At 46.1% G+C, this 22369-nt stretch carries 19 protein-coding genes; 12 read left to right on the top strand and 7 right to left on the bottom strand.

Going from position 1 to position 22369, the window contains the following annotated elements; translation table 11 throughout:
- Position 1: 1 nt before the first annotated feature.
- The 6 genes from CS562_RS23420 to CS562_RS23395 all read right to left on the bottom strand — a co-directional run bounded on the left by CS562_RS23420 (position 2) and on the right by CS562_RS23395 (position 6810).
- The gene (locus CS562_RS23420; RefSeq protein ID WP_099858379.1) at positions 2–679 is read right to left on the bottom strand and encodes a 2-hydroxy-3-keto-5-methylthiopentenyl-1-phosphate phosphatase; all 678 of its coding nucleotides are present in this window, start codon (positions 677–679) and stop codon (positions 2–4) included.
- Positions 676–1899 carry a 2,3-diketo-5-methylthiopentyl-1-phosphate enolase gene (locus CS562_RS23415; RefSeq protein ID WP_180287209.1) on the bottom strand — a complete coding sequence of 408 codons (1224 nt, stop codon included), beginning with the start codon at positions 1897–1899 and terminating at the stop codon, positions 676–678. The genes CS562_RS23420 and CS562_RS23415 overlap by 4 nt, the downstream gene beginning before the upstream one ends.
- Positions 1896–2756, bottom strand: a complete 861-nt coding sequence (gene proC / locus CS562_RS23410) for a pyrroline-5-carboxylate reductase (protein ID WP_076288972.1) — start codon at positions 2754–2756, stop codon at positions 1896–1898. Before proC ends, CS562_RS23415 begins: the two co-directional genes overlap by 4 nt.
- 36 nt (positions 2757–2792) lie before the next feature.
- Positions 2793–4040 carry a glutamate-5-semialdehyde dehydrogenase gene (locus CS562_RS23405; protein ID WP_076288973.1) on the bottom strand — a complete coding sequence of 416 codons (1248 nt, stop codon included), beginning with the start codon at positions 4038–4040 and terminating at the stop codon, positions 2793–2795.
- A gap of 96 nt (positions 4041–4136) precedes the next feature.
- Positions 4137–5240 (bottom strand): glutamate 5-kinase, encoded by a 1104-nt coding sequence (gene proB / locus CS562_RS23400; RefSeq protein WP_076288974.1) that lies wholly within the window; start codon positions 5238–5240, stop codon positions 4137–4139.
- 361 nt (positions 5241–5601) lie between these two features.
- Complete coding sequence (locus CS562_RS23395) at positions 5602–6810, bottom strand: pyridoxal phosphate-dependent aminotransferase (RefSeq protein ID WP_076288975.1); 1209 nt, start codon at positions 6808–6810, stop codon at positions 5602–5604.
- Between the two features lie 260 nt (positions 6811–7070).
- On the opposite strand from CS562_RS23395, the gene CS562_RS23390 reads away from it, so the two are divergent.
- The 4 genes from CS562_RS23390 to CS562_RS23375 all read left to right on the top strand — a co-directional run bounded on the left by CS562_RS23390 (position 7071) and on the right by CS562_RS23375 (position 11079).
- The gene (locus CS562_RS23390) at positions 7071–8087 is read left to right on the top strand and encodes an ABC transporter substrate-binding protein (protein ID WP_076288976.1); all 1017 of its coding nucleotides are present in this window, start codon (positions 7071–7073) and stop codon (positions 8085–8087) included.
- 203 nt (positions 8088–8290) lie between these two features.
- On the top strand, positions 8291–9937 hold the full coding sequence (locus CS562_RS23385) for an AraC family transcriptional regulator (RefSeq protein ID WP_099858378.1): 1647 nt from the start codon (positions 8291–8293) through the stop codon (positions 9935–9937).
- Positions 9938–9985: 48 nt separating this feature from the next.
- Complete coding sequence (locus CS562_RS23380; protein WP_076288978.1) at positions 9986–10807, top strand: carbon-nitrogen family hydrolase; 822 nt, start codon at positions 9986–9988, stop codon at positions 10805–10807.
- An 86-nt stretch (positions 10808–10893) separates the two neighbouring features.
- Positions 10894–11079, top strand: coding sequence for a hypothetical protein (locus CS562_RS23375; RefSeq protein WP_024630602.1), 186 nt, complete (start codon positions 10894–10896; stop codon positions 11077–11079).
- Positions 11080–11298: 219 nt separating this feature from the next.
- Here CS562_RS23375 and CS562_RS23370 read toward each other — a convergent pair whose 3' ends face one another.
- Positions 11299–12219, bottom strand: coding sequence for a LysR family transcriptional regulator (locus CS562_RS23370; protein ID WP_064636917.1), 921 nt, complete (start codon positions 12217–12219; stop codon positions 11299–11301).
- A gap of 455 nt (positions 12220–12674) precedes the next feature.
- Here CS562_RS23370 and CS562_RS23365 point away from each other — a divergent pair, with 455 nt between their 5' ends.
- The 8 genes from CS562_RS23365 to CS562_RS23330 all read left to right on the top strand — a co-directional run bounded on the left by CS562_RS23365 (position 12675) and on the right by CS562_RS23330 (position 22330).
- Positions 12675–13460, top strand: coding sequence for a DeoR/GlpR family DNA-binding transcription regulator (locus CS562_RS23365; protein ID WP_076288980.1), 786 nt, complete (start codon positions 12675–12677; stop codon positions 13458–13460).
- 26 nt (positions 13461–13486) lie between these two features.
- Positions 13487–14629, top strand: coding sequence for an N-acetylglucosamine-6-phosphate deacetylase (nagA, locus tag CS562_RS23360; RefSeq protein WP_099858377.1), 1143 nt, complete (start codon positions 13487–13489; stop codon positions 14627–14629).
- A gap of 254 nt (positions 14630–14883) precedes the next feature.
- Positions 14884–15735, top strand: a complete 852-nt coding sequence (locus CS562_RS23355) for a fibronectin type III domain-containing protein (protein WP_257219587.1) — start codon at positions 14884–14886, stop codon at positions 15733–15735.
- Between the two features lie 452 nt (positions 15736–16187).
- The gene (leuC, locus tag CS562_RS23350) at positions 16188–17609 is read left to right on the top strand and encodes a 3-isopropylmalate dehydratase large subunit (RefSeq protein ID WP_076288981.1); all 1422 of its coding nucleotides are present in this window, start codon (positions 16188–16190) and stop codon (positions 17607–17609) included.
- Between the two features lie 31 nt (positions 17610–17640).
- On the top strand, positions 17641–18258 hold the full coding sequence (gene leuD, locus CS562_RS23345) for a 3-isopropylmalate dehydratase small subunit (RefSeq protein WP_076288982.1): 618 nt from the start codon (positions 17641–17643) through the stop codon (positions 18256–18258).
- 275 nt (positions 18259–18533) lie between these two features.
- Entirely contained in the window at positions 18534–19940 is a 1407-nt protein-coding gene (locus CS562_RS23340; protein ID WP_099858376.1) for an N-acetylmuramoyl-L-alanine amidase family protein, read from the top strand.
- A 258-nt stretch (positions 19941–20198) separates the two neighbouring features.
- Complete coding sequence (locus CS562_RS23335; RefSeq protein WP_076288984.1) at positions 20199–21611, top strand: N-acetylmuramoyl-L-alanine amidase family protein; 1413 nt, start codon at positions 20199–20201, stop codon at positions 21609–21611.
- A 35-nt stretch (positions 21612–21646) separates the two neighbouring features.
- Complete coding sequence (locus CS562_RS23330) at positions 21647–22330, top strand: GerMN domain-containing protein (protein ID WP_099858375.1); 684 nt, start codon at positions 21647–21649, stop codon at positions 22328–22330.
- Positions 22331–22369: the final 39 nt, after the last annotated feature.

Here is a 22369-nt window from a genome sequence, read left to right as displayed (position 1 = left end):
TTTACAGCACTCCTTGTGTTTGCTTCTGTTTCATATCTTCCATAATATCGTAGAAGGTTGTGAATGGGACATGGTCCACACCCAGCTCTATACACTTATCCGTCAGAATAGAACGGGAGTAGACAAGATCAGCGATTTTGGCACCTTCAAAATCCGTTAGACTGTCTCCAATGAGGATACGATTATATTGTTCTTCCGGGAATGTACGAATAACCGTCGTTTTACACATGCCGCAGCCATTCTCACAAGGAGGCTGACATGGATTAGGCCATTCAATACGTATGAATTCATCTGTGAAATCTGCCCCGTTGCAATAAACGTGATCCTGTGGAATATCGAATGGAGCGAGCAAAGGCTCAATAAAAAAGTCCATTCCGCCACTGGTGACATTGAATTCAATGCCCTCCTCCCTAACATATGCAAGAAATTCGCTGAAACCTTCTCGGATGCCGGCCTGTCCAAGGACAAATTCCACAATCTCATCTTTCTGCGAAGAAGGCAACAGAGCGAACATCGCTCCCACACCTTCGCGGAGCGAAATTCGCTGTTCAATCGTGTCTTTCATAATCGCTTCAATACCTTCGGGTTTAAAATGTTTCATAATCGCTACGATATTGTCCGAAAGGGTGATCGTGCCATCAAAATCACAGAAAATAACTGTTTTTTTATCACTTCTCATCGTTCGCCACCCCACAGATCCAGTGCACTTTTCAGCTCGGGATGTTCGACTGCATATTCTGCCAGTGGAATGGAACGTTGGGCTGCCTCGATAGCCTGCAAGAATGCCCGTCCGCCTGCCTCAGTGCCCATGGGATGTCCATGGATACCTCCGCCGGCATTAACGATGACATCAGTGCCGAAGTCACGCAGAATAAGCGGTACAAGCCCTGGATGTATACCAGCCGAAGGCACAGGCATGCTGGTTCTGACCGGAAGCTCAGGTGAAAGCAATTGTTCTGTAATGGCCATATTCTCTTCCTTCGGCATCGTCACCGATCCGTAAGGGGAAGGGAAGAGCACCAGATCCGCTCCGGCAAGTCGCATCAGCTGCCCCAGCAGGACGGAAGCCGAGATTCCATAGTGTGGTGAAGGATACAGTGCACCTGCAAGCGCAGGGTGAGCCATGATTGGTACGTTGATGTCCGGATCACTGCTTAGTTCGTGCAGCACGTCATATCCGTAAGACAAGACATTGAACAACAGCGCATTTGCTCCTGCCCCTATCGCGCGTTCAGCCTGTTGTTTCAGGCGTGAGGTAGGTCCAGTTAAATTTGCGGCATAAAGAAGTTTCTTACCCGTCTCCTTGCGTGCCTGTTCCGCAGCTTTCATGCAGACCTCGACTCTTTTCTCAATCGGAGTCAGTTTGTTCTCAAACAGAATTTCATCATCTTTGATCAAGTCTACTCCACCAAGAGCTTGGCGAATAAACTGTTCCCTCAGTTCTTCAGCATCCAGTCCAATGACTGATTTAAAGATACTCATTAACAACGGACGATCATGTACACCTAACAGATCACGAATACCATTCAGTCCAAACTTGGGACCGGGGAATGCGCTGAGGAACCCGTCCGAGAATCCAAGTCGTGTCAGTTTGATGCGTCCGTCCATTGAAATTTTGCCAAAGACCGTCACGAGTAGGGCAGGAATGTCACGGCTGAAATTTACATCCGGATAACCGATGGTAATATCAGCGTAACGCTCACCTGGGGCCATGTCCTCAGCTTCATGCACTTCAACGCTGATGACCTCACCCAGATGTTTCTGCATCGCCTCACGCTTGGCCTGAGGCAATTCAGTCCAACTGCCAACGGTCATGCCGACAGCAATGGACTCAGCTTTCTTGCGGAAGTCTGCACGATCATCATGCAGACGATATGTGGCTGTGCACATATTATTCATTTTAAATCTCCTTCCAAAGCAGCTCCCATCTCCCGTGAGCGCTCTGCACAGCGGTTGACGGCTGCGATTACATTTTCAAAGAAATCTCCCTCATCCAGCGTTTTTAGTGCTGCCTGAGTTGCACCTCCCGGGGAGGTCACATCACTACGGAGTTTCATTGGCTCTAAGCCAGTCTGTTGTACCATGCGTGAAGCACCCAGCACGGTCTGAACAGTCAGATCGCGGGATTGTTGGCTGGATAGTCCGCCACGAATACCTGCGGCAATCATGGCCTCCATCAAATAGTATACATAAGCCGGACCACTTCCGGAAATACCTGTGAGCACTTCGAGTTTATCTTCAGGCACGATGGTCACGATTCCAACAGCTTCGAACATCGTCATGACTGTACTGCGCTGTTCATCCGTAATCTCTTCGGAAAAGGCAAGTCCGGTTGCGCCGAGCCCGATTGTACTGGACGTATTCGGCATGGTGCGGGCGATCGGTTGTTTACGTCCCAGTAGGGATTGCATCGTACGGATCGATAATCCGGCAATAACCGAAACGATTAATTGATCCGGCGACAGGAGCGGCCCAAGTTCACGCAGCGCTGCGGCAGCATCCTTTGGCTTCATGCAGAGTACAATAACCGGAGAAGCAGCGAGATGATCCAGCGATTGTGCAGCAGTTCCGGTATGTACGGCATAACGGGTGCTGAGCTCCTCCTGACGTTTCTGGTTGCTTCGGTTCAGCATCGTAATATCCTGAGGACGAACGACAAGGCGGGAAATTAATCCGCGCACGATGGCTTCAGCCATCGCACCTGCTCCGTGAAATGTAATCTTCTGTTGTAATAACGTCTGTTGTTCTTGACTCATATTTATCGTTCCTCCTATATAACTGTAGCTGCGATATTATTGCCGGATTTGTCCATTTCCAGTGATACGGTATTTGGTTGACGTTAATGCAGGCAGACCCATAGGTCCACGAGCATGCAGCTTCTGGGTACTGATCCCAATTTCGGCTCCATAACCGAATTCAAATCCGTCTGTGAAACGAGTAGAAGCATTATGGTATACAGCAGCCGCATCGACATCATGTAAAAAACGTTCTGCATTGCTGGTATCCTTGGTGACGATACACTCTGAATGCTTTGTGCCATAACGGGCGATATGCTCCATCGCTTCATCCAGGTTCTGAACTACACGAATATTTAAAATATAATCATTGTACTCTGTAGCATAATCTTCTTCCGTCACAGAAAGGGCAGAGGGAACGAGACGGCGGACCGTGTCACAACCCTTCAACAGGACATTCGCCTCACGGAGTTGTTCAGCCAGAGCCGGCAGATGCTCCTCCGCGTATACAGCGTGCAGCAACAAGGTTTCCATGGAGTTGCATACGGATGGACGCTGTGCCTTGGCATTAACGGCAATCTCCGCTGCCATGACTGGATCAGCAGATTCATCCACATAAGTATGACAGATACCTGCACCGGTTTCGATCACAGGCACTGTTGCATTGGCGACCACATTGCGGATCAGTGAAGCACCGCCGCGTGGGATGATGACATCGAGCAGTCCATTTAACTTGAGCATTTCGTCCACGGAGGAACGGTCTGCATCCTCAACAAGCTGCAATGCATCAGCTGGCATATCTGTTGTTGCCAGTGCCTGATGGAGTACCTCCACAATTTTGCGATTGGAGGAGAGGGCCGAGGAGCCGCCTCGTAGCAGTACAGCGTTACCTGTTTTGAGGCAAAGTCCGGCAGCATCTACTGTAACATTTGGACGTGCCTCGTAAATGATGCCGATTAGACCGATGGGCACTCTCAATTTTTCAACATGTAATCCGTTCGGACGAGTGAAAGTCTCCAGCACTTCGCCCACAGGGTCCTGCAACTCCACGATCTGACGCAGTCCTTCAGCAATACCGGCGATACGCTCCTTATTCAAAGCGAGGCGATCCAGCATCGATTCTGGCGTACCTTGATGTCTGCCACGTTCCAGATCGTCAGCGTTTGCTGCAATAATGGAATCCGCTTGGGCAATTAATGCGTCCGCCATGACCAGCAGGGCGTTATTTTTTTGTTCTGTGCTCAGTCGATTCAGCTGCGGAACCACGGCTTGGGCCTTGCTCGCTTTTTCCCTGACTTCACTCATCATAAATTCCTCCCATATATAAAGTGGAAACAAAAGAATATTTAATAGCTGTATCATATGATCCTGAGTAGTAAACTCGGTAGGATTATAGGTGTTCTATTTTAACGTAATCCACTCGTCTCGATGGATAACCTCAAGTCGATGGATGCTGTTCAACTGCTTCATCACTTCGCCACTTGGCAGTCCTGCGATGAGCCGTAGCTGGTCATCATCATAATTGACGATACCACGACCGAGCAAAGTGTCATCCATACCCAGCACCTCTACAACATCTCCGGCATGGAAGGTACCCAGCACACGTTTGACACCTACAGGCAGGAGACTATGACCACCATGAACCAGTGCTTCTTCGGCACCATTATCCACAACGACGGTACCGAGCGGAGTAGACATGAAGCCAAGCCATTGTTTTTTGCGAGAGAGAGCGGCAAGGCGAGTTTCGAAATACGTTCCTTTTCCGGTGCCATCAACCGCTCTTTGCATATCTCCAGGTTCCTTCACACTTCCTACAAAGACAGGTACGCCTCCACGCGTTGCCACTTTGGCTGCATCTACCTTGGATCGCATGCCGCCGGTACCTACGGATGATCCAGAACCGCCAGCATAGGCGTAAATTTCTGCCGTAATTTCGGGGATACGGTCATAACGAAACGCAGATGGATCTTTTCGAGGATCAGCCGTGTACAGACCGTTGGTATCTGTAAGAATGACCAAATGCTGTGCCTTGACCAGATTCGCTACCAGAGCAGACAGGAGATCGTTATCTCCGAACTTCAATTCATCGACAGATACGGTATCATTCTCATTAAAGATCGGAATGACGCGCTGTTTGAGCAGTTCTTCTACCGTCATGCCTGCATTGCCCATACGTTTCCGGCTGTGAAAGTCGGTACGGGTGAGTAGAATTTGTGCTGTAGTAACGCGGTGCGCTGCAAAAGCCTGTTGATATGCCTGCATCAGCAAAGCTTGCCCAACAGCCGCTGCAGCTTGTTTTTCATGCAATTGCTTGGGACGCTGGGGGTAACCAATCTCCCGGAATCCGGCAGCTACCGCTCCCGAAGTGACCAGAAGAACCTCGTGGCCCTGTTCGGCCAAGGCAGCAATTTCTCCAGCAAAAAAAGTAATGGCACTCCGATCTAGCCCGCCTTCTTCCGTAGTAAGCGAACTGCTTCCGATCTTAACTACAATACGTGAGGTCATAATTTCACTTCCTTAAACAATATTAATGATTGACCCTGGAGCAGACCGTTGGGTACAAAAAAAACTCCCGCCCTTTTAATTAAAAAGGACGAAAGTTCGTTACTTCCGCGGTACCACCTTTATTGATGATTGGATCATCCGGCTTCATGCCCTGTAACAGAAGGCACTGTCCTGTGCATCACAGGCCGCTCAGGGGTAGGTTTCGGAGAGAAGCCGCGGTAAATTCTTGCAGCCCGATGGAATTTACTCTCTGGGCGCGGCTGATCCTCTCGTACTGGTCCCGTCATCACGTTTCGTTCAATATTTCCTTATAACATACCATGGAAACTTGGCAGATGCAAAGGGGTTATGCACCTGTAAATTACTTGAATAAATTCAACTTGCCAATCCGCTCCGCTGCTTCCCTTAATCGATCTTCATCACTTAGCAGTCCTGCGCGCACATAGCCCTCACCATGTGAACCGAAACCAATACCCGGTGCTACGGCCACCTTAGCTTCACGCAGTAATACGTCAGCAAAGGAAGCAGAAGTAAAGCCTGCAGGTACAGGCAACCAGCTAAAGAAGGAACCTCCCGGTTTAGGAGCCTGCCAGCCGATGGATGAGAGTGCATCATAGAAAGCGTCGCGACGTGATTCATAACGTGCAACCAGTGAAGTCACACATTCCTGGGAAGATGTCAGTGCTGCCGCAGCAGCGGCCTGGATGCCTCCGAAGAGGCTCACGTAGATATGATCCTGCAGCAGATTGATTTTGGAGATGATCTCCGCATTACCTAGAGCAAATCCGACGCGCCAACCCGCCATATTGTATGTTTTGGATAATGTGTAGAACTCAATGCCCACCTCTTTGGCACCTGGTGCCTGCAAAAAGCTCACTGGACGATGTCCATCGAATCCAATTGCACCATAGGCGAAGTCACTGGCTACGACGATTTTATTTTGAATGGCAAACTCTACCGTATCTTCATAGAAGGAAAGAGGGGCAGTTGCTGAGGTTGGATTGTTAGGATAGTTCAGGAACATCAGCTTGGCCTTTTCTCGATCCTCAGTAGAGATTGCTTCATAATCAGGCAGGAATGCATTGGACTCCAGCAGTGGCATAAAAGACATGTGCGCTTTCGCCAGAGCCACACCAGACCAATAATCCGGATAACCTGGATCAGGTACAAGACATACGTCGCCGGGATTGAGCAATACCTGAGGTAACTGGACCAAGCCCGTTTTTCCGCCAAATAAAATCGCAACTTCCGTTTCGGGGTCCAGGTCCACGTTGTAATCTTCCTTGTAACGTTTCGCAACGGCTTCCTTCAGGAAAGCATGCCCGCTAAAAGGCGAATATTTGTGATAGAGCGGGTTCTCAGCCGACTCCTGCAATGTTTTGACAATGTGGGGTGGTGTAGGTGTATCCGGGTTCCCCTGACCCAAGTTAATGACGTCGTGACCACTTGCAATTTCTCGGTTTACATTTTGAACTAGGGAAGCAAAAAATTGTGTAGGAAGCTGTGTCATTACATCGGATGTAGGTATGGTAAAGGCTGAACGACCCGATGATTGAGGTTGATTAGTCATGCTATACATCACTCCGGTTATTAAAGATGGCAATATAGTATTCATTAATTTATCACGTCAATCCCGAGCTGTATAGGGGGAAAACACTTCATGAATACTTGGGAGGAGCCAATATTTAAGTTTTTGTACAAAACTGAAATGAGATATTTTGTTTTGTCCATTGAGATTAGGGGAAATCCTGTTTTATGATAATATTCGATAATGATAATCAATATCATTGGTGAATAGGAACGAAGCACTTATTAGGGGGAGAAATAGAAATGAAAAAGGGTATACGAAATACGGCAGTATTATTGACGGTTACATGGTTATCCATTCTTCTGCTGGCTTGTGGAAATCAGACTTCAACTCCGTCTGCCGGAACGGATGATTCCAAAACGGTCAATGAAACACAGACAAACGAAGATCAGTCCAATCAGGAACAGACGGCATCCGCAGATAACAGTGAGGGTGAAACCCGGATGTTCAAGGACTGGACAGGCCATGATGTAGAGGTTCCGGTTACGCCGAAGCGTGTAATTTATCATGGTGAAGTTACAGGGGACTTGCTAGCGCTGGGCGTTGTACCTGTAGGTATTCTTCGTCAGGAGGGAACAGTATATGATGATCAGGTCGCCCAAGCGGAAGATGTGGGTTTCCCGTTGAGTGTTGAAAAGGCGCTTACCTTGAATCCTGATCTGATCATTTTCTCGAATAGCGATGAGGCACAATATGATCAAATCTCGAAGGTTGCGCCAACGGTTACCTTTGATTCATTTGCGTCATTGGACGACCGCATGCGTATTCTTGGCGATCTTTTGAACAAAAAGCCGGAAGCGGAAGCTTGGATCACGGCACATCAACAAGCAACGGAAGAGATGTGGAAGCAGCTTCATGAGAATGGACTGAAAGAAGGGGAAACGGCTTCGGTATTCACCATGTATCCTGGTAATCGACTGTTTGTAATGGCCGGAGCAGGATTGCCACAGTTATTATATGGAGCCGATGGGATGAAGCCAACCGCGGAAATTCAGAAAGTGTTAGATGAAGGAATGGGCTTTGCTGAGATTTCTACTGAAAAGCTGCCTGAAATAGCGGGTGATCGCGTATTTATACTGGATCCAGTAACGGATGATGCGAAGCAGTCCACCAAAGAATTGCTGGATAGCCCGATTTGGAAGAACCTGCCCGCTGTAAAAGAAGGAAAAGTATATCGCTTTGATCTGGTCAAGGCTTCAAGTGACGCAACTTCAAGAGAATGGCTTTTGAAAGAGTTGCCGAAACAGATGATTCAATAGTCGTTTATAGATAGATACATCATAATATTGTATTGGATTAAGAACGAAAATGCCGACTAAAAAAGAGCCTTCAACATTTCGTTGAATGCTCTTTTTTGTGCTGAGTACAGCCAGATCTGGATTAATGACAAAAGCTCGCTTATAATCAGTTCATACAGATAGAATGATAATCATTCTCATTTTAAAAAACGAGGTGAACCACCATGCAGGCTTTGAATGCCGATGCCAGAGGGTTGTATTTTTCAGCATTCATTTTTCGGCTGGATCATCTGGAACAACGAATTGAACAACCAGAACAGGTGATGCTGGAAGTGGCATGTGATAAACATACATTTTTGATCTGCGAAGAAGGGGAAGGTCGCTTATATATAGGATATGAACAGTTTCCTTTTACCACCGGATGTGTTTACCCGCTTTCTCCGGGTGAAGGGTACCAGATTGAACATGGAAACCGATTAAAATTGAAATATATGGTGATATCATTTGATGTTATTCATGTGTTGACGGGAGATCCGGAACAGTATACGCGCCCTGTATTCGAACATAGAAATCAATTGAATGGCTATCCTTATGCCCCGTTAAGTGGGCTGTTGGAGCAATTGTATGCCATTCGGGATTATCAAACAGATGCCGAATATAGCCATTTGAATGCACAGTTTCAGAGATGGATGGAGATGATCATCACCCGGTACACTTCACCAAAAACAGAGCAGAGCATGGAATCCAGACTACACAGTACAATTCAATATGTAGAAGATCATTACGCTGAAGAAATCACAGTAACGAAACTGGCCCGTCTTGCAGATATCCGACCCGTGCAATATACAAACTTGTTCAGACAATTAACAGGCCACAGGCCGCTTGATTATGTGAACCATGTACGAATTAAACATGCTAAGGATTGGTTGCGCAAATCCGATGAACCGCTTCGGGATATAGCAACCCGGGTGGGTTTTAAGGATGAGTATTATTTCAGCAGGCGTTTTCGTCAAATGACCGGATTATCGCCTCGTCAATATGACCGATCTATTCAGCAACAAACACTGGTTCAGGATTGGTTGGGTCATGATGTGAATATTCCGTCACAGCCCAAGCGAATTATGTTTTATGGTGATTCCGGTGGAGATTTGCAAGTGCTGGGCATTGGTTTATTAGGAGATCAGGCCTATGATGCGGTTGCCCCGGTTAATGTGGAAGAGGCAGTCCGGATGAGACCAGACCTGATCATTTTCGATAGCACTAACGAACAACAATATGAACAATTTTCCCGAATAGCACCCACACTGGCATATAACTCTCATGCAACGCTGGAAGATCGAATTTGTAGGGTGGGAAGCTGGTTTGGCAAGCAATCAGAAGCTGAAAAATGGCTCTCCTCCTATCAGCAACGTATGGAAAAGATGTGGATGAAGATTCATGCTTCAATTGAACCGGGGGAAACGGTGTCCGTATTCACCTATCATCGGGGTGCCCGATTATTTGTCATGGGCAATATTGGTCTGGCCTCACTCTTGTATCATCCGATGGGATTCAGACCCGTTACGAAAGTGAAGGAGGCGCTTGTCGCGGGCAGAGCGTATAAGGAAATTTCGTCTGAAGCGATTCGTCAGTATGCCGGTGACCATATATTTGTCTTGCTTCCTGAAGACGTTATTGCAATGCAGGCCACAGAGAAGTTGATGCAGAGTCCAAACTGGCGAGCACTTACAGCCGTGCAGAAGGGGCAGGTGTACGAAGTGGAAGAAACAACATGGAATTTGGGCGATGCACTGACGAGCAACCGTTTGTTAACTTTGTTGCCCGAGTTATTATGTAGGAGTTCAGAACGAAAACAGGTTGCAGATGTTTGAATGATCAAGCTATGATTACAGGTATTACGGTTCAGAGGAGTGCTGGTTATGACAGAACAACAACAAGGGGAAATGCGTGTAGCCCTGATTCAGGGCGATATTCAGATCGGAGACCCTGAGGCCAACCATAAACATATGCAGTCTTTGCTCGAAAGAGCGGTAGAACAGGTTCCCGACTTGGGATTGGCTGTGCTGCCCGAGATGTGGAATACGGGATATGCTTTGGAACAAATTCATGAGCTTGCTGACCCGGAGGGCCAGAAATCAAGAGAGTGGCTCGCGACTTTTGCCCAAAAACATCGAATCTCCATCGTTGGCGGTTCCATTGCGGAGAAACGTGATGGCCAAATCTTCAATACAATGTACGCCTATAATAGTGAAGGAAATCAGGTGACACGTTACGATAAATTGCATTTGTTCCGCCTGATGGATGAAGAGAAGTATTTGCAGCCTGGTGCAGAACCGGAAATATTCGAATTGGAGAACGGCCTCACCGCTGGAGCTTCGATCTGTTACGATATCCGTTTCCCTGAGCTTGCTCGAACACTTGCCTTGAACGGAGCCAAAGCATTAATTGTCCCCGCTGAATGGCCGAACCCGCGCTTGCATCATTGGCGCACACTGCTTACAGCAAGGGCCATTGAGAATCAGATGTACGTTATTGCCTGCAATCGCGTAGGGAAAAGCGGAGACACCGAATTTTTCGGGCATTCCCTCATTATTGATCCTTGGGGTGAAATTGTGGCTGAAGGTGGAGAAGGAGAAGAGATCGTGACCGGAATTATCCGTCCTTCACTTGTGGATGAGGTTCGTGGCCGTATTCCGGTATTCGAAGACCGTAGACCTGGCATATATTTTGGCAGCAAATAAAAATCTGTAATTTTCCAATAAAGTGTTTATTCATCCGGGAGGCGGGTAATGATAATTATCCCGTCACCAAGGAGGATGATCAATCAATGGACAACCATGTGAAAGATACGCTCAGGAGACTGGAACAGGAAAACACTAGGGTAGATCACTTGAGGCCATTCTTAGAGAATGGGGCAGGAGGGCTATCACCACCTGAACAATCTGTTCAGGACGAAGGCCGCCTTGTGAATCAACAGAACAGGCTGACAAGTGAACGTAATTTGCGAAAATAAACCGCCAAACTTGAAATTCTCATATGTACGTTTTTACGTTAACAATTCAATGATGATTTAGTAACATTGTACTGTAACGATGATGTACTGCTAATACCATGTAAGAACTTTATCCTGCGGATGCGGGAGACGAGTATAGAACAAAGGCTTGGCCCTTATGGGTCAAGCCTTTGTTTATTTTGTTGCCATGTATGGCGTGCTATTTCGCTGACCGTCCCATTATTCTCCTTGAGAGAGCTCGGCTACGGTTTGTTGAAAAGTATGAATGAATGCCTCCGCGGCTTTGGAGAGAACCCGTCCTTGGCGGTATGCAACTACAAGGGTACGACTGGGCGTTGGCTCAGCTAGCGGTACGTAAACAGGAACAAATTCACTGCGGGGCGCACGGGCAATAAAGCGCGGAACCAGTGTAATCCCCATACCTGTAGCCACCAGTGACTGCACCGTCTCAATATTTGTACTCTCAAATACCACATTGGGGTCAAACCCAGCTTCCTCACACAGATCAAATGTAAGTTTGCGGAAGCCTTGTCCTTTCTTCAGCACAACAAAGGGTTCATCTCGAAGCTCTTCCATCCGTACTGGAACTGGATGCTCCGGATCTCCTCTGCGTGCTAGAGGGTGATTTGGGGGAACCGCCAAGTCAATTCGCTCTTCACCAATCGTTACATAAGATAGGCTTGGCTCCTGCAATGGGAGCGAGAGCAGGCTTAAGTCAGCCTTGCCACTAGCCGTCAACTTTTCAAGCGTCAGCCCGGAGTCTTCCAGCAAGGTTACTTCAATCTCGGGATAGGCCTGCTGAAATGCGGGAAGCACATGCGGAAGCAGGTGGGAGCCAGTGATCGGCATGCTGCCTACAACGACTTTACCTTTGCGCAGCTGGGAGATGTCCGACATTTCCTGTCTTAGCAGCTCGACTGCATCAATTATTTTCTGAGCCTGCTCTACAAAAGTCACCCCTGCATGGGTCAGTTCCACGGTGCTGGTATTACGCTGAAATAACAGTACGCCCAGTTCCTTTTCAAGTTTGGATAGCTGCTGACTTAAAGAAGGCTGAGCAATGTGCAGCTTCTCAGCTGCCCGGGAGAAATTCCGCTCTGCCGCAATCTGCAGCGTATATTGAAGTTGTCTGAATTCCATATCCACACGTCATTCCTTTCGTTATGCCATTATTATATCACTACAAATAAGAAATGATTAGTTTAACTGAAACGCTTAAACTGCTTACAAAGAGTTAATACAACACAGGCAAAACTATAACAAAAAGAACTGTCCCAAGGGAGTGAAAAGCGTGAAGTCCAATTCTGCAACGAGCATTAAAAAAACCTATTGGGAATCCATTGGACTCAAGATCGTATTTATCTGAGTGATTTAAGTCAATTTGATAAGCAAATGGCTCCGAAATCCATTCATTAATTTTTTCTTAGCAGTAAATCTTAACTTATGAAGACGTTAACGGATGTAAATTCATCTGGCTAACGTTTTTTTTATTGAAAAGTCAGGAAAAAATACTTGCACTTACTTAATATTTACTTATAATAACTTGCTAAAATTAAAATAATGCTTATAATTACTTAAAAGGAGGTGCATGTACTGTGTATCAAGAGGAAAGATTGTTAAAAATACTCGAATACTTGAAACAACACCAATCGATGAGTGTTACAGATATATGTACGCTGTTTGAAGTATCAAGGGATACTGCACGAAGGGATATTGTTAGATTAGTACAAGAAGGCGTTGTGATTCGAACTCATGGGGGGCTATCGTTACCTGAGTTACAGAAAGAAATGCTGTCTTATCAGGATCGTTTGATTGATGAATCCGAGAGTAAGAAAAAAATAGGGAAGTTTGGGGCAAAACTTATCCAAGACCATGAGACTGTGATTTTAGACGTATCAACCACGGTGCAATTTGTAGCAGAACAAATTAGCGCAAAAAATTGTACGGTGGTCACGCACTCGATTGATAACGTAGGGATCTTGTCCAATCGAGAGGATCTTCAAATCTATATTCTCGGTGGTTACTTAAATGTAAAGCACCGCTTTTTATATGGTTCTTCCATTATCGATAAACTAAGTGAAATTCGTGCTGATAAAGCCTTCATTGGAGCATCGGCGATCCGGTCTGATGGACTTTATTATCCATATGAAGAAGATGCCCGGGTAAAGAAAGAAATGGCCAGAAGATCTGATCAGGTTATCGTAGTAGCCGATCACACAAAATTTAACGGCAAATCTATTCATCGGCTGGACTTTGATTTCGTTGATATTTTAGTCACAAATCTGGAACTCCCGAGTGAGATCAGAGAAGTTCTGGATCAGAAGAACATCACTGTTATTGAGTGTCAGGAAGAAAATGAAGAGGTTCGAAAGCAAGACTGATAACCATCGGGTAGAGGAGGATTTTTATGGATTATATTTTGCATAATGTACAAATGGCACTCCGCAATCGTATCGTTCCATCAGCCAATGTGTGGATTTCTGAAGGGAAAATCATGAGGGTAGACACAGCTGATCTTCCTACGCTAGAAGGAGAGTATGAACGGATTGATGGGAGAGGACATTTGCTAGTCCCAGGGATGATAGATGTCCATATCCACGGTGCCAATGGCTTTGATATGATGGACGGTACTGAAGAGAGTATTCAAGAAGTTTCACGCCAATGTGCTTTAACGGGGTGTACCTCATTTCTGGCTACATCTGTTAGTTCTACGATGGAGGATCTTCTAAAAATGATTCGTAGTGTCAAGCGTGTAATAGGACAAGAAGTGGGAGCAAAGATCGCAGGGATTCACTTAGAGGGACCGTATCTGAACCCGAAGCGAAAAGGAATGCAGAATGAAAAGTATTTGCGGCATCCCAACATAGAAGAAATGAAGATCATTTTCCAGGAAGCAGGGTCACTCATTAAGATGGTTACTATTGCTCCCGAGCTGCCGGGAGGAATGGACTTGATTTCCTTTTTGAAAGAAAAGGGAGTAGTTATAGCGATCGCTCATTCGGATGCCACATATGAGGAAGCCAAACAAGCCTTTACATCAGGTGCGAGTCATGTTACGCATTGTTTTAATGGCATGCGGCCGATCCATCATCGAGATCCGGGTCTGATTGTGGCTGCTTTTGAAGAGAAACATGTAAGTCTTCAAGCTATTGTGGATAATGTCCATCTGCATCCTGCTATTATTCGACTGATGCATAACCTGAAAGGACCTGAAGGGATGGTCTTGATCACAGATGCTTTACAAGCAATGGGTATGGGCGATGGGAATTATCTATTTGGAGGCCATCATGTCACGGTATCGGGTGGCATTGCAAGACTGGAGGATGATACACTGGCCTCCAGTACAGTTACCATGAATGAAGCCTTACGTTATACTGTCGAAACCGGTATTCCCTTGATAGATGCCGTACAGATGGCTTCAACTACGCCGGCCAATATTCTTGGTTTTCAACAAAAGGGGGAAATTTCCTCTGGTTTCGATGCCGACCTGGTCCTATTGGATGATGAATTTCAGGTTCTCTGGACGATGGTGGGCGGTCAAATTCTATAAATCACTATTATTTGCGATTCCACAGAGAAAGCCCATTAGATAAGTCTAGTGGGCTTTACATAAATAAACCCAAGAATTGTGAGAGGTAGGGGCTTGACGCCCCCACCTACTCGATTATGGGTATTTTTCAAAAGGTATCCATAATGGCGAATGAGTATATGAGGTAATCTCACTAACCGGAATGTTAGTATTCTATCGTTATACATGTCGGCAGGGTACGCTAGTATGCTTTCGAATACAGCGATGCCCTGTTTATGCAAATCAATTCCCAGTACGAAGGGGAGGTCAAGCCGTACAAAGCCGATATTCAGTTCACGAAGCAATTGGACTGGATGCGGAATCAGATGGCAAAGACCGACAAGAAGTGGAAATTCGTCTCTATGCATAAAGGAGCTTATTCTTCTGGGGATAATGCTTCCGCAGAAAGCGAGCGGGTAGAATTTTACCGAAAATATCTGATTCCTGTATTTGATGAGCTGGGTGTGGATATGGTGTTTGAGGGACATGACCATATGTATATGAGGTCTTTTCAAATGCTGAATAACGTTCCTATTAAGAATGTCATTACCGATGAGCAAGGAAATGTGCTGAATCCCAAAGGGACCGTATATCTAATGGGCAACTCGGCCGCTTCGAAATTCTATGCTCTTAATCCAGATGCAGACACGTTTTTTGCAGCAAAAAACGATCAGCCCAACAAGAAAATGTTCATGGATGTCTCCATTACAAGAGACGTGCTGAAAGTTACATCCTACACAGCAGTTAAAGATAAACCTCTTGCCGTCTATGATGCTTACAGTATTAAACGGACTGACGTCAAACCCGGAATAGTCGAAAATCCAAGCGCAGTAAGACAGTCAGCGAACCGTGCAGTTCTTTCGTGGAAAGCGCCAGCTTCTAGCTCTGAGCCGGTGCGAGGTTACCGGATTTACGAGAAGAATGATAAAGTTAGCACGAATTGGAGCGTGTATGTGCCGGCGGTCAGCGGTCAAACAAGTTACAGCTATACTTTAAACGGCATAGATTCTGCCAAAGCCTATAATTTCGTTATTAAAGCAGTGGGGATAAGAAGTAATTCACTTCCAGCAGAGGCAGGAATGCAATGAATGGATAGATGTGGAGAATACGGGAGGTAGCGATCGTACTTTTTTTAAAGACCTCAATCAGCTGATTCGTTGTCACATTTATTTCATTCGGTTATTCATATGTCGTTTGTACTGTGTGTGGAAGGGAACGTCTGGAGCTGGTGAGAATTAGTCATCGCAGCCCTGATATCAGGGCTGTTTTTCTGTTTAACATAAAAAGCATTGACAGCGAAGAAGCTGGAACGTAGTATAAGACTTATATGATAATGATAATTGTTATCAATTGAAGCCTCTGCATATAGAAGTGGTTTATTTGCTTTCCCCTCATTATAGGTTAAACCTATTACATCTATAGATATTATATCTTGGAACAATGAAGGACAGGGTGATATATTTATGTCATTCAAGAGCTTCACTTTTAAAGGAACTACTGAGGCTCTTCCAAGGACCGAACTTATGATGAGGTGAAAATGATGAGTAAAAAAACGATGTTTGAGAAAATTTGGGAAAATCACGTGATTCATCAGGAAGAAGGCAAACCAAGCATTTTGTATATCGATCTGCATTTGGTACATGAAGTAACATCCCCACAGGCTTTTGAAGGTCTACGTCTGAGCGGCCGTAAAGTTCGTCGCCCTGAGCTGACATTTGCAACAATGGATCACAACGTTCCAACGAAGGATCGTTTCAACATTACAGATCCAATCTCCAAACAACAAATTGACACACTTTCACAAAACTGCCGTGACTTCGGCGTAAAACTGTATGACCTGGATACGATTGATCAAGGTGTCGTACACGTTATGGGTCCTGAACTCGGCCTGACTCATCCAGGTAAAACGATTGTATGTGGTGACAGCCACACGTCCACACACGGCGCATTTGGCGCACTTGCATTCGGGATTGGTACGAGTGAAGTAGAGCATGTTATGGCAACCCAATGTTTGCAGCAAGCCAAAGCCAAAACGATGGAAGTTCGTTTTGTCGGTAAACGTAACCCGGGTGTAACCGCGAAGGATATGATTCTCGCAGTCATCGCCAAATACGGTACAGACTTCGCTACTGGATATGTTATTGAATATACGGGTGAATCGATCCGTGAACTGAGCATGGAAGAGCGCATGACCGTCTGCAACATGTCCATTGAAGGTGGAGCAAGAGCGGGTATGATTGCTCCAGATGAAACAACATTTGAATATCTGCGTGGACGTGAATACGTACCTGCCGATGGCCAATTCGATGAAGCGGTTGCTGCCTGGAAAGAGCTTGTAACCGACGAAGGTGCTGAATTCGACCATGTGGTTGAAATCGATGTAGAATCATTGATTCCGCAAGTGACTTGGGGTACTAGCCCAGGTATGGGAACCGACATTTCTTCGAAAGTTCCTGTTCCGGCTGAACTGCCAACTGAAAACGAACGTAAAGCCGCTGAAAAAGCGCTTGAATATATGGGCTTAGAACCTGGAACACCAATCTCCGAAATTCCAGTTGATTATGTATTTATCGGTTCATGCACGAATGGACGGATTGAAGATTTGCGTGCTGCTGCACAGGTAGCCAAGGGTCACACCGTATCCAGTAATGTTACAGCGATCGTTGTACCAGGCTCGGGACGTGTTAAAATTCAGGCGGAAAAAGAAGGTCTGGATAAAGTCTTCACAGAGGCTGGATTTGAATGGCGTGATGCCGGATGCAGTATGTGTCTGGCAATGAACCCGGATGTATTGAAACCAGGACAACGTTGTGCATCGACTTCCAACCGTAACTTTGAAGGACGTCAGGGACGCGGAGGACGTACTCACCTCGTATCTCCTGCAATGGCTGCAGCAGCAGCGGTTAAGGGACACTTCGTAGACGTACGTGACTGGAATTTCAAAACGGAAGCAGCTATCTAACAACGAACGGATTGAAGGGAGAACGAATGATATGGAAGAATTCAAAACACTGCAAGGCATCGTTGCACCGGTAGACCGGGTCAATGTAGATACAGATGCAATCATTCCGAAACAATTTTTAAAACGGATCGAACGGACCGGATTTGGACAATTTTTGTTCTACGAATGGCGTTTTGACGAAGAGGGTAACAATAATCCTTCTTTTGAAATGAATAAACCACGCTACGAAGGGGCATCCATTCTGATCTCACGCGCAAACTTTGGTTGCGGATCTTCTCGTGAGCACGCACCATGGGCAATTATGGACTACGGATTCCGTTGTGTAATTGCACCATCCTATGCGGATATCTTCTATAATAACTGTTTCAAGAACGGGATCTTGCCGATCAAACTGTCGGAAGAGCAGGTTGAGGATCTGTTCCAGCGTACAGCGACACATGAAGGCTATGAGATGAATGTAAATCTGGAAAACAAAACGATTACAGATGCATACGGACTGCATATTGATTTTGATCTGGATGAGCATCGTCGTCAATTCTTGTTGCAAGGACTGGACGATATCGGTCTGACTCTTCAACATGATGATGAAATCGCTGCATATGAACAGCGTCACGCGGCAAAGCTGTTTGGACAAACGGCCTCAGTCTAATCTTTCATCTGTAATTTGTATTTCAAACCTCCAATTGTGCAGGGAACTTCACCGTTCCTTGGATCGAATTGGAGGTTTTTTTGCATTTGGCAAGGATGCAATTATGTTTTCGAGTTATAGGATATTCCGACTAAATATGACAACGTTGTAACCGGATGACGTGACAATATCTGATAAACTGATTAGTAGATTATGGAAGGGTAGATAGAGTCGAGTGTTGCATCACAGCGAATCAGGTCGAAGGTTCAAAAGACAAACAGAATGGTGGTTGATGTATGAAGAAATGGTCGGCAGCAGTCTTTGTTTTTCTGTTCCTGTGTTTATTTCCTGTCATGGCAAATGCCGATTCGTCTCCCTCGATTGTGCTGGACGGTGTGACCATTAACCAGCAGTCGGGAGCTCCAGCCGAGAATACTGGCAAAACCGTGATGGTGCCCATTCGGATCGTCTCTGAAAACCTCGGTTATCAGGTGAAATGGGAGAAAGCCACTCAGACTGTTCGTATTCTCAAAGGTAACAGCAGTATCCAGATGACGGCAGGCGAAGATGCGGCCACCGTGAATGGAAATCGGGTGAATCTCGATTCTCCGCCTCTAATTAAACAGGGGACTACACTGGTTCCGTTACGTTTTGTCGGTGAAGGCATGGGTCTTCAGGTGGGATGGGACAATGGAACCAAGACAGTAAGCCTATTAAGTATTCCTCCTGTAGCAAGTATGGAAGGTGAAAATGACCCGGTGGAAGCTCCTGTACCAGAAGGTCTGTCAGAGCTTCAAAGTATCAGCTTCGGCGGGGATCGTTTGATCTTGGCGACGAACGGGAAAATCACACCAAAGGTTTCCAGTCTCAGTGGACCTGATCGTATCATCGTAGATCTGCCCGGCACCACATTTGCTAAGGAGTTCACCCAGGGACAGGCTTCCAATCCGGATGGCAGCGGAACTCTTCTGGTTACGGATTCATCGCTGGTATCCAAGGTGCGATATGCAATGTTCAGCCAAACGCCTTCAACGGTGCGTGTGGTCCTTGATCTGAGTCAGGTGGCGACTGCCAAATGGTCACTGGGCGAGAACAACGTGTTGCTTGTTGACCTTGCGGCGAGTAATGGAGAACCAATAAGTCAGCCTGCTGTTCCAACCAATGATGGCAAAAAGGTTGTCATTATTGATCCAGGACATGGTGGACGACAGTCGGGGGCAGTCAGTGTGACAGGCGCCTATGAGAAGGACTTTAATTTGGCTGTGGGACTCAAAGTTCAGGCACTTCTGCAACAACATACGGAGATTCAGACGGTGATTACAAGGCAGGATGATACGGAATTATCCTTGCAGCAGCGTGTAGATATCGCCCAACTGAATCAGGCGGATATTTTTGTGTCGATCCATGGAAACAAGTTTACAACTCCTGTTCCTAATGGAATTGAAACGTTGTACAGTCGTAAAGATAGCAAGGATTTGGCCGACATTTTACACAAGCATGTGTTGCAGATTACAGGATTTAAGGATCGGGGAGTCAAAACGGCAAGTCTGCATGTAACCCGTGAAACAACGATGCCCGCAGTTCTGATTGAACTTGGATTTCTAAGTAATCCAGCTGATGAAGCAATGATGCTGACTGAAGATTATCAGAACAAATGTGCACAGGCCATCGTAGACGGAATTGTAGAATATTTGGGTCATTAATGTGGGTTGTGCGCAAATATGAAGGTCAGGGTAGTCCGTTGTTTCGAGATGCATAATTGATAATTAAGGAAAAATTCAGACAATAAAATGTAGAAAAAGCTTGATTTGACAACGTTTTTTTTCTGTTATGTTGGAATATATTCGCAACTTTTGAGAGTACGAGGCGTCTAATAGGTGTCTGGTAATGCCTCAGTGGTCAGTCGGAGCTGAAGGTTCACAACATGCGGCAAAAAAATATGAGAATGGTAGGGGTGAAGGATGAAGAAGTTCGGTTTTTTGGTACTGTTATTTGTCTTTGGGCTCGTTTTCCCGGGCTATAGTCATGCAGCAGCAGATACGCACATTATCCTAGATGGGAAAGAAATTGTGCAGCCTTCGGATGCCAAAGCGGAAATCATCAATAGCAGTGTGATGGTTCCGATTCGGGTTATTTCGGAGAGCCTGGGATATGGTGTGGACTGGAAACAGGCAACAAGCACCGTGACTATTAGCAAAGACAACACTGCCATGCAGATGATTGTTGGACAGAAGACGGCAACGGTGAACGGCAGTAACGTGAACCTGGATGCCCCGCCACTCGTGAAAAATGGAACCACACTTGTGCCTTTAAGGTTCATTGGTGAGCAAATGGGTCTTAAGGTGGGTTGGAACAATACAACGAAGACGGTAACATTAGTTACCCAGAATTCAGGTTCCGGAAACGGGACAACCACTCCTCCGAACTCTGGTAATGATGGTGGAGGATCGGATCAGGAAGGTCTTGTACTGGTGAACGGCATCAGCTTCAGTGACAACCGCTTTTTGATTGCAACAAGCGGAAATACGAAGCCGAACGTCTTCACGATGACAGGACCGGATCGAATCGTTATAGACTTGCCAAATACCGCATTCGCTGACTCTTTTAGTGAAGGACAAGCTTTGGACAGCAACCAGAATGGACAGCTTGTAGTGAGTGGATATCCGGATGTGTCGAAGATTCGTTATTCCTTGTACAGCAATAGTCCTTCTACTCTTCGTTTTGTCATTGATCTGAGCAATGCCAAAGGTTATGACGTGCAAAGTGACTCCGGTCTGGTTATGATTGATCTGAACAAAGAAGGCACTACAACACCGCAACCTCCTGTTGGAAACAACGGCAAAAAAGTTGTTGTTGTAGACGCTGGACATGGTAATCAGGACCCGGGAGCCATCGGTGTAACCGGCAAGAAGGAAAAAGACTTCAATCTGGCAATGGCTCTGAAAGTGGAAGCATTGCTGAAAAAAGAATCTAACATTGACGTTGTGCTGACGCGCAGCGATGATACATTTTTGGCTTTGAGTGAACGAGTAAAGATCGCAGAAAAATTGAAGGCGGATATCTTTATTTCCATTCATGCGAACAGCGGGTCTGCAGCGGCAAACGGTGTGGAGACGTATTACACTCGTTCGAACAGCAAAGCATTGGCTACGGTGATGCACAAGTATCTCTTGCAATCATCTGGCCTGAAGGATCGCGGAGTAAAAACGGCAAGTCTCCACGTAACCCGTGAAACAACGATGCCGGCTGTTTTGCTGGAAGCCGGTTTCCTGAGCAACAAGAGCGATGAAGCCGCATTGTTCACTGAAAGTTTCCAGAACAGTGTAGCCAAAGGGATTGTTGCAGGGATCAAGGAGTATCTGGGAATTAAATAAGGGTTCAACCCTTATGATCAGGAGGCGGAGTTAGAATGAACAAAAAATTATGGATTGCAGCGCTGCTGGTAACGGTTATGACAGTTGCTGCTGGATGTGGAAGCAAGCCAACAGCTGCTCCAGCTCCAAATCAGACTCAAGGTGCGGGAACAGAGAATAATGCGCCTGAGGATCAGAATGAGACGGATATTACTGAACCTGTAACTGTGGATCCGGAGGATACAACGACAACGACACCGGATAACACTGAAGGCACTACGGAGGGTACAACGACTCCATCGGGTGGAACTACTTCAGAGAAACCTGGAAGTTCCGAAAGTAATGAGAAGAAGACCATTGAAGTGTATTACACAGATCTGGAAGAGTTGGAATTGCACAAAGCATCCGCAGATATTTCTTATGCTTCTGATGAAGCCAAGTACAAGGCTGCGTTTGCAGCGCTGCAACAAAGCAAGGACGACAAGTTTGTCCCGCTTTGGGCTAAAGAAATTGAATTGAAATCTGTTCAGTTCAAAGACGGTGCGCTTACCCTGGATATTCACATGCCGGATACAGCACGTCTTGGTGCAGGTGGCGAAGTGTTTGCCATTGATGCTTTGAAGCAAACGTTTTTCCAATTTGATGAAGTTAAATCACTTGATTTGCTGGTAGATGGCCAGCAATCCGAGAGTTTGATGGGCCATGTGGATCTTGAGCATCCAATGACACGATCCGAATAGGTTGTACAGCATGTTGTTTTACCGTGAATCTGCGGAATA

The organism is Paenibacillus sp. LK1 (assembly GCF_002750415.1).
Taxonomy (GTDB): domain Bacteria; phylum Bacillota; class Bacilli; order Paenibacillales; family Paenibacillaceae; genus Paenibacillus; species Paenibacillus taichungensis.
The sequence above is the reverse complement of the archived record's forward strand: the minus strand, read 5'-3'. Positions and strand labels throughout refer to the sequence as shown.

Excerpts from the sequence above, each read along its gene's own strand:
- CS562_RS23370 (WP_064636917.1), bottom strand. The coding sequence starts at position 12,219 with ATGGAATTCAGACAACTTCAATATACGCTGCAGATTGCGGCAGAGCGG.
- proC (WP_076288972.1), bottom strand. The coding sequence starts at position 2,756 with ATGAGTCAAGAACAACAGACGTTATTACAACAGAAGATTACATTTCAC.
- CS562_RS23330 (WP_099858375.1), top strand. The coding sequence starts at position 21,647 with ATGAACAAAAAATTATGGATTGCAGCGCTGCTGGTAACGGTTATGACA.
- CS562_RS23385 (WP_099858378.1), top strand. The coding sequence starts at position 8,291 with ATGCAGGCTTTGAATGCCGATGCCAGAGGGTTGTATTTTTCAGCATTC.
- CS562_RS23415 (WP_180287209.1), bottom strand. The coding sequence starts at position 1,899 with ATGAATAATATGTGCACAGCCACATATCGTCTGCATGATGATCGTGCA.
- CS562_RS23355 (WP_257219587.1), top strand. The coding sequence starts at position 14,884 with ATGCAAATCAATTCCCAGTACGAAGGGGAGGTCAAGCCGTACAAAGCC.
- CS562_RS23405 (WP_076288973.1), bottom strand. The coding sequence starts at position 4,040 with ATGAGTGAAGTCAGGGAAAAAGCGAGCAAGGCCCAAGCCGTGGTTCCG.
- CS562_RS23395 (WP_076288975.1), bottom strand. The coding sequence starts at position 6,810 with ATGACTAATCAACCTCAATCATCGGGTCGTTCAGCCTTTACCATACCT.
- CS562_RS23390 (WP_076288976.1), top strand. The coding sequence starts at position 7,071 with ATGAAAAAGGGTATACGAAATACGGCAGTATTATTGACGGTTACATGG.
- leuC (WP_076288981.1), top strand. The coding sequence starts at position 16,188 with ATGAGTAAAAAAACGATGTTTGAGAAAATTTGGGAAAATCACGTGATT.
- CS562_RS23380 (WP_076288978.1), top strand. The coding sequence starts at position 9,986 with ATGACAGAACAACAACAAGGGGAAATGCGTGTAGCCCTGATTCAGGGC.
- proB (WP_076288974.1), bottom strand. The coding sequence starts at position 5,240 with ATGACCTCACGTATTGTAGTTAAGATCGGAAGCAGTTCGCTTACTACG.
- CS562_RS23340 (WP_099858376.1), top strand. The coding sequence starts at position 18,534 with ATGAAGAAATGGTCGGCAGCAGTCTTTGTTTTTCTGTTCCTGTGTTTA.
- CS562_RS23335 (WP_076288984.1), top strand. The coding sequence starts at position 20,199 with ATGAAGAAGTTCGGTTTTTTGGTACTGTTATTTGTCTTTGGGCTCGTT.
- nagA (WP_099858377.1), top strand. The coding sequence starts at position 13,487 with ATGGATTATATTTTGCATAATGTACAAATGGCACTCCGCAATCGTATC.
- CS562_RS23375 (WP_024630602.1), top strand. The coding sequence starts at position 10,894 with ATGGACAACCATGTGAAAGATACGCTCAGGAGACTGGAACAGGAAAAC.
- CS562_RS23420 (WP_099858379.1), bottom strand. The coding sequence starts at position 679 with ATGAGAAGTGATAAAAAAACAGTTATTTTCTGTGATTTTGATGGCACG.
- leuD (WP_076288982.1), top strand. The coding sequence starts at position 17,641 with ATGGAAGAATTCAAAACACTGCAAGGCATCGTTGCACCGGTAGACCGG.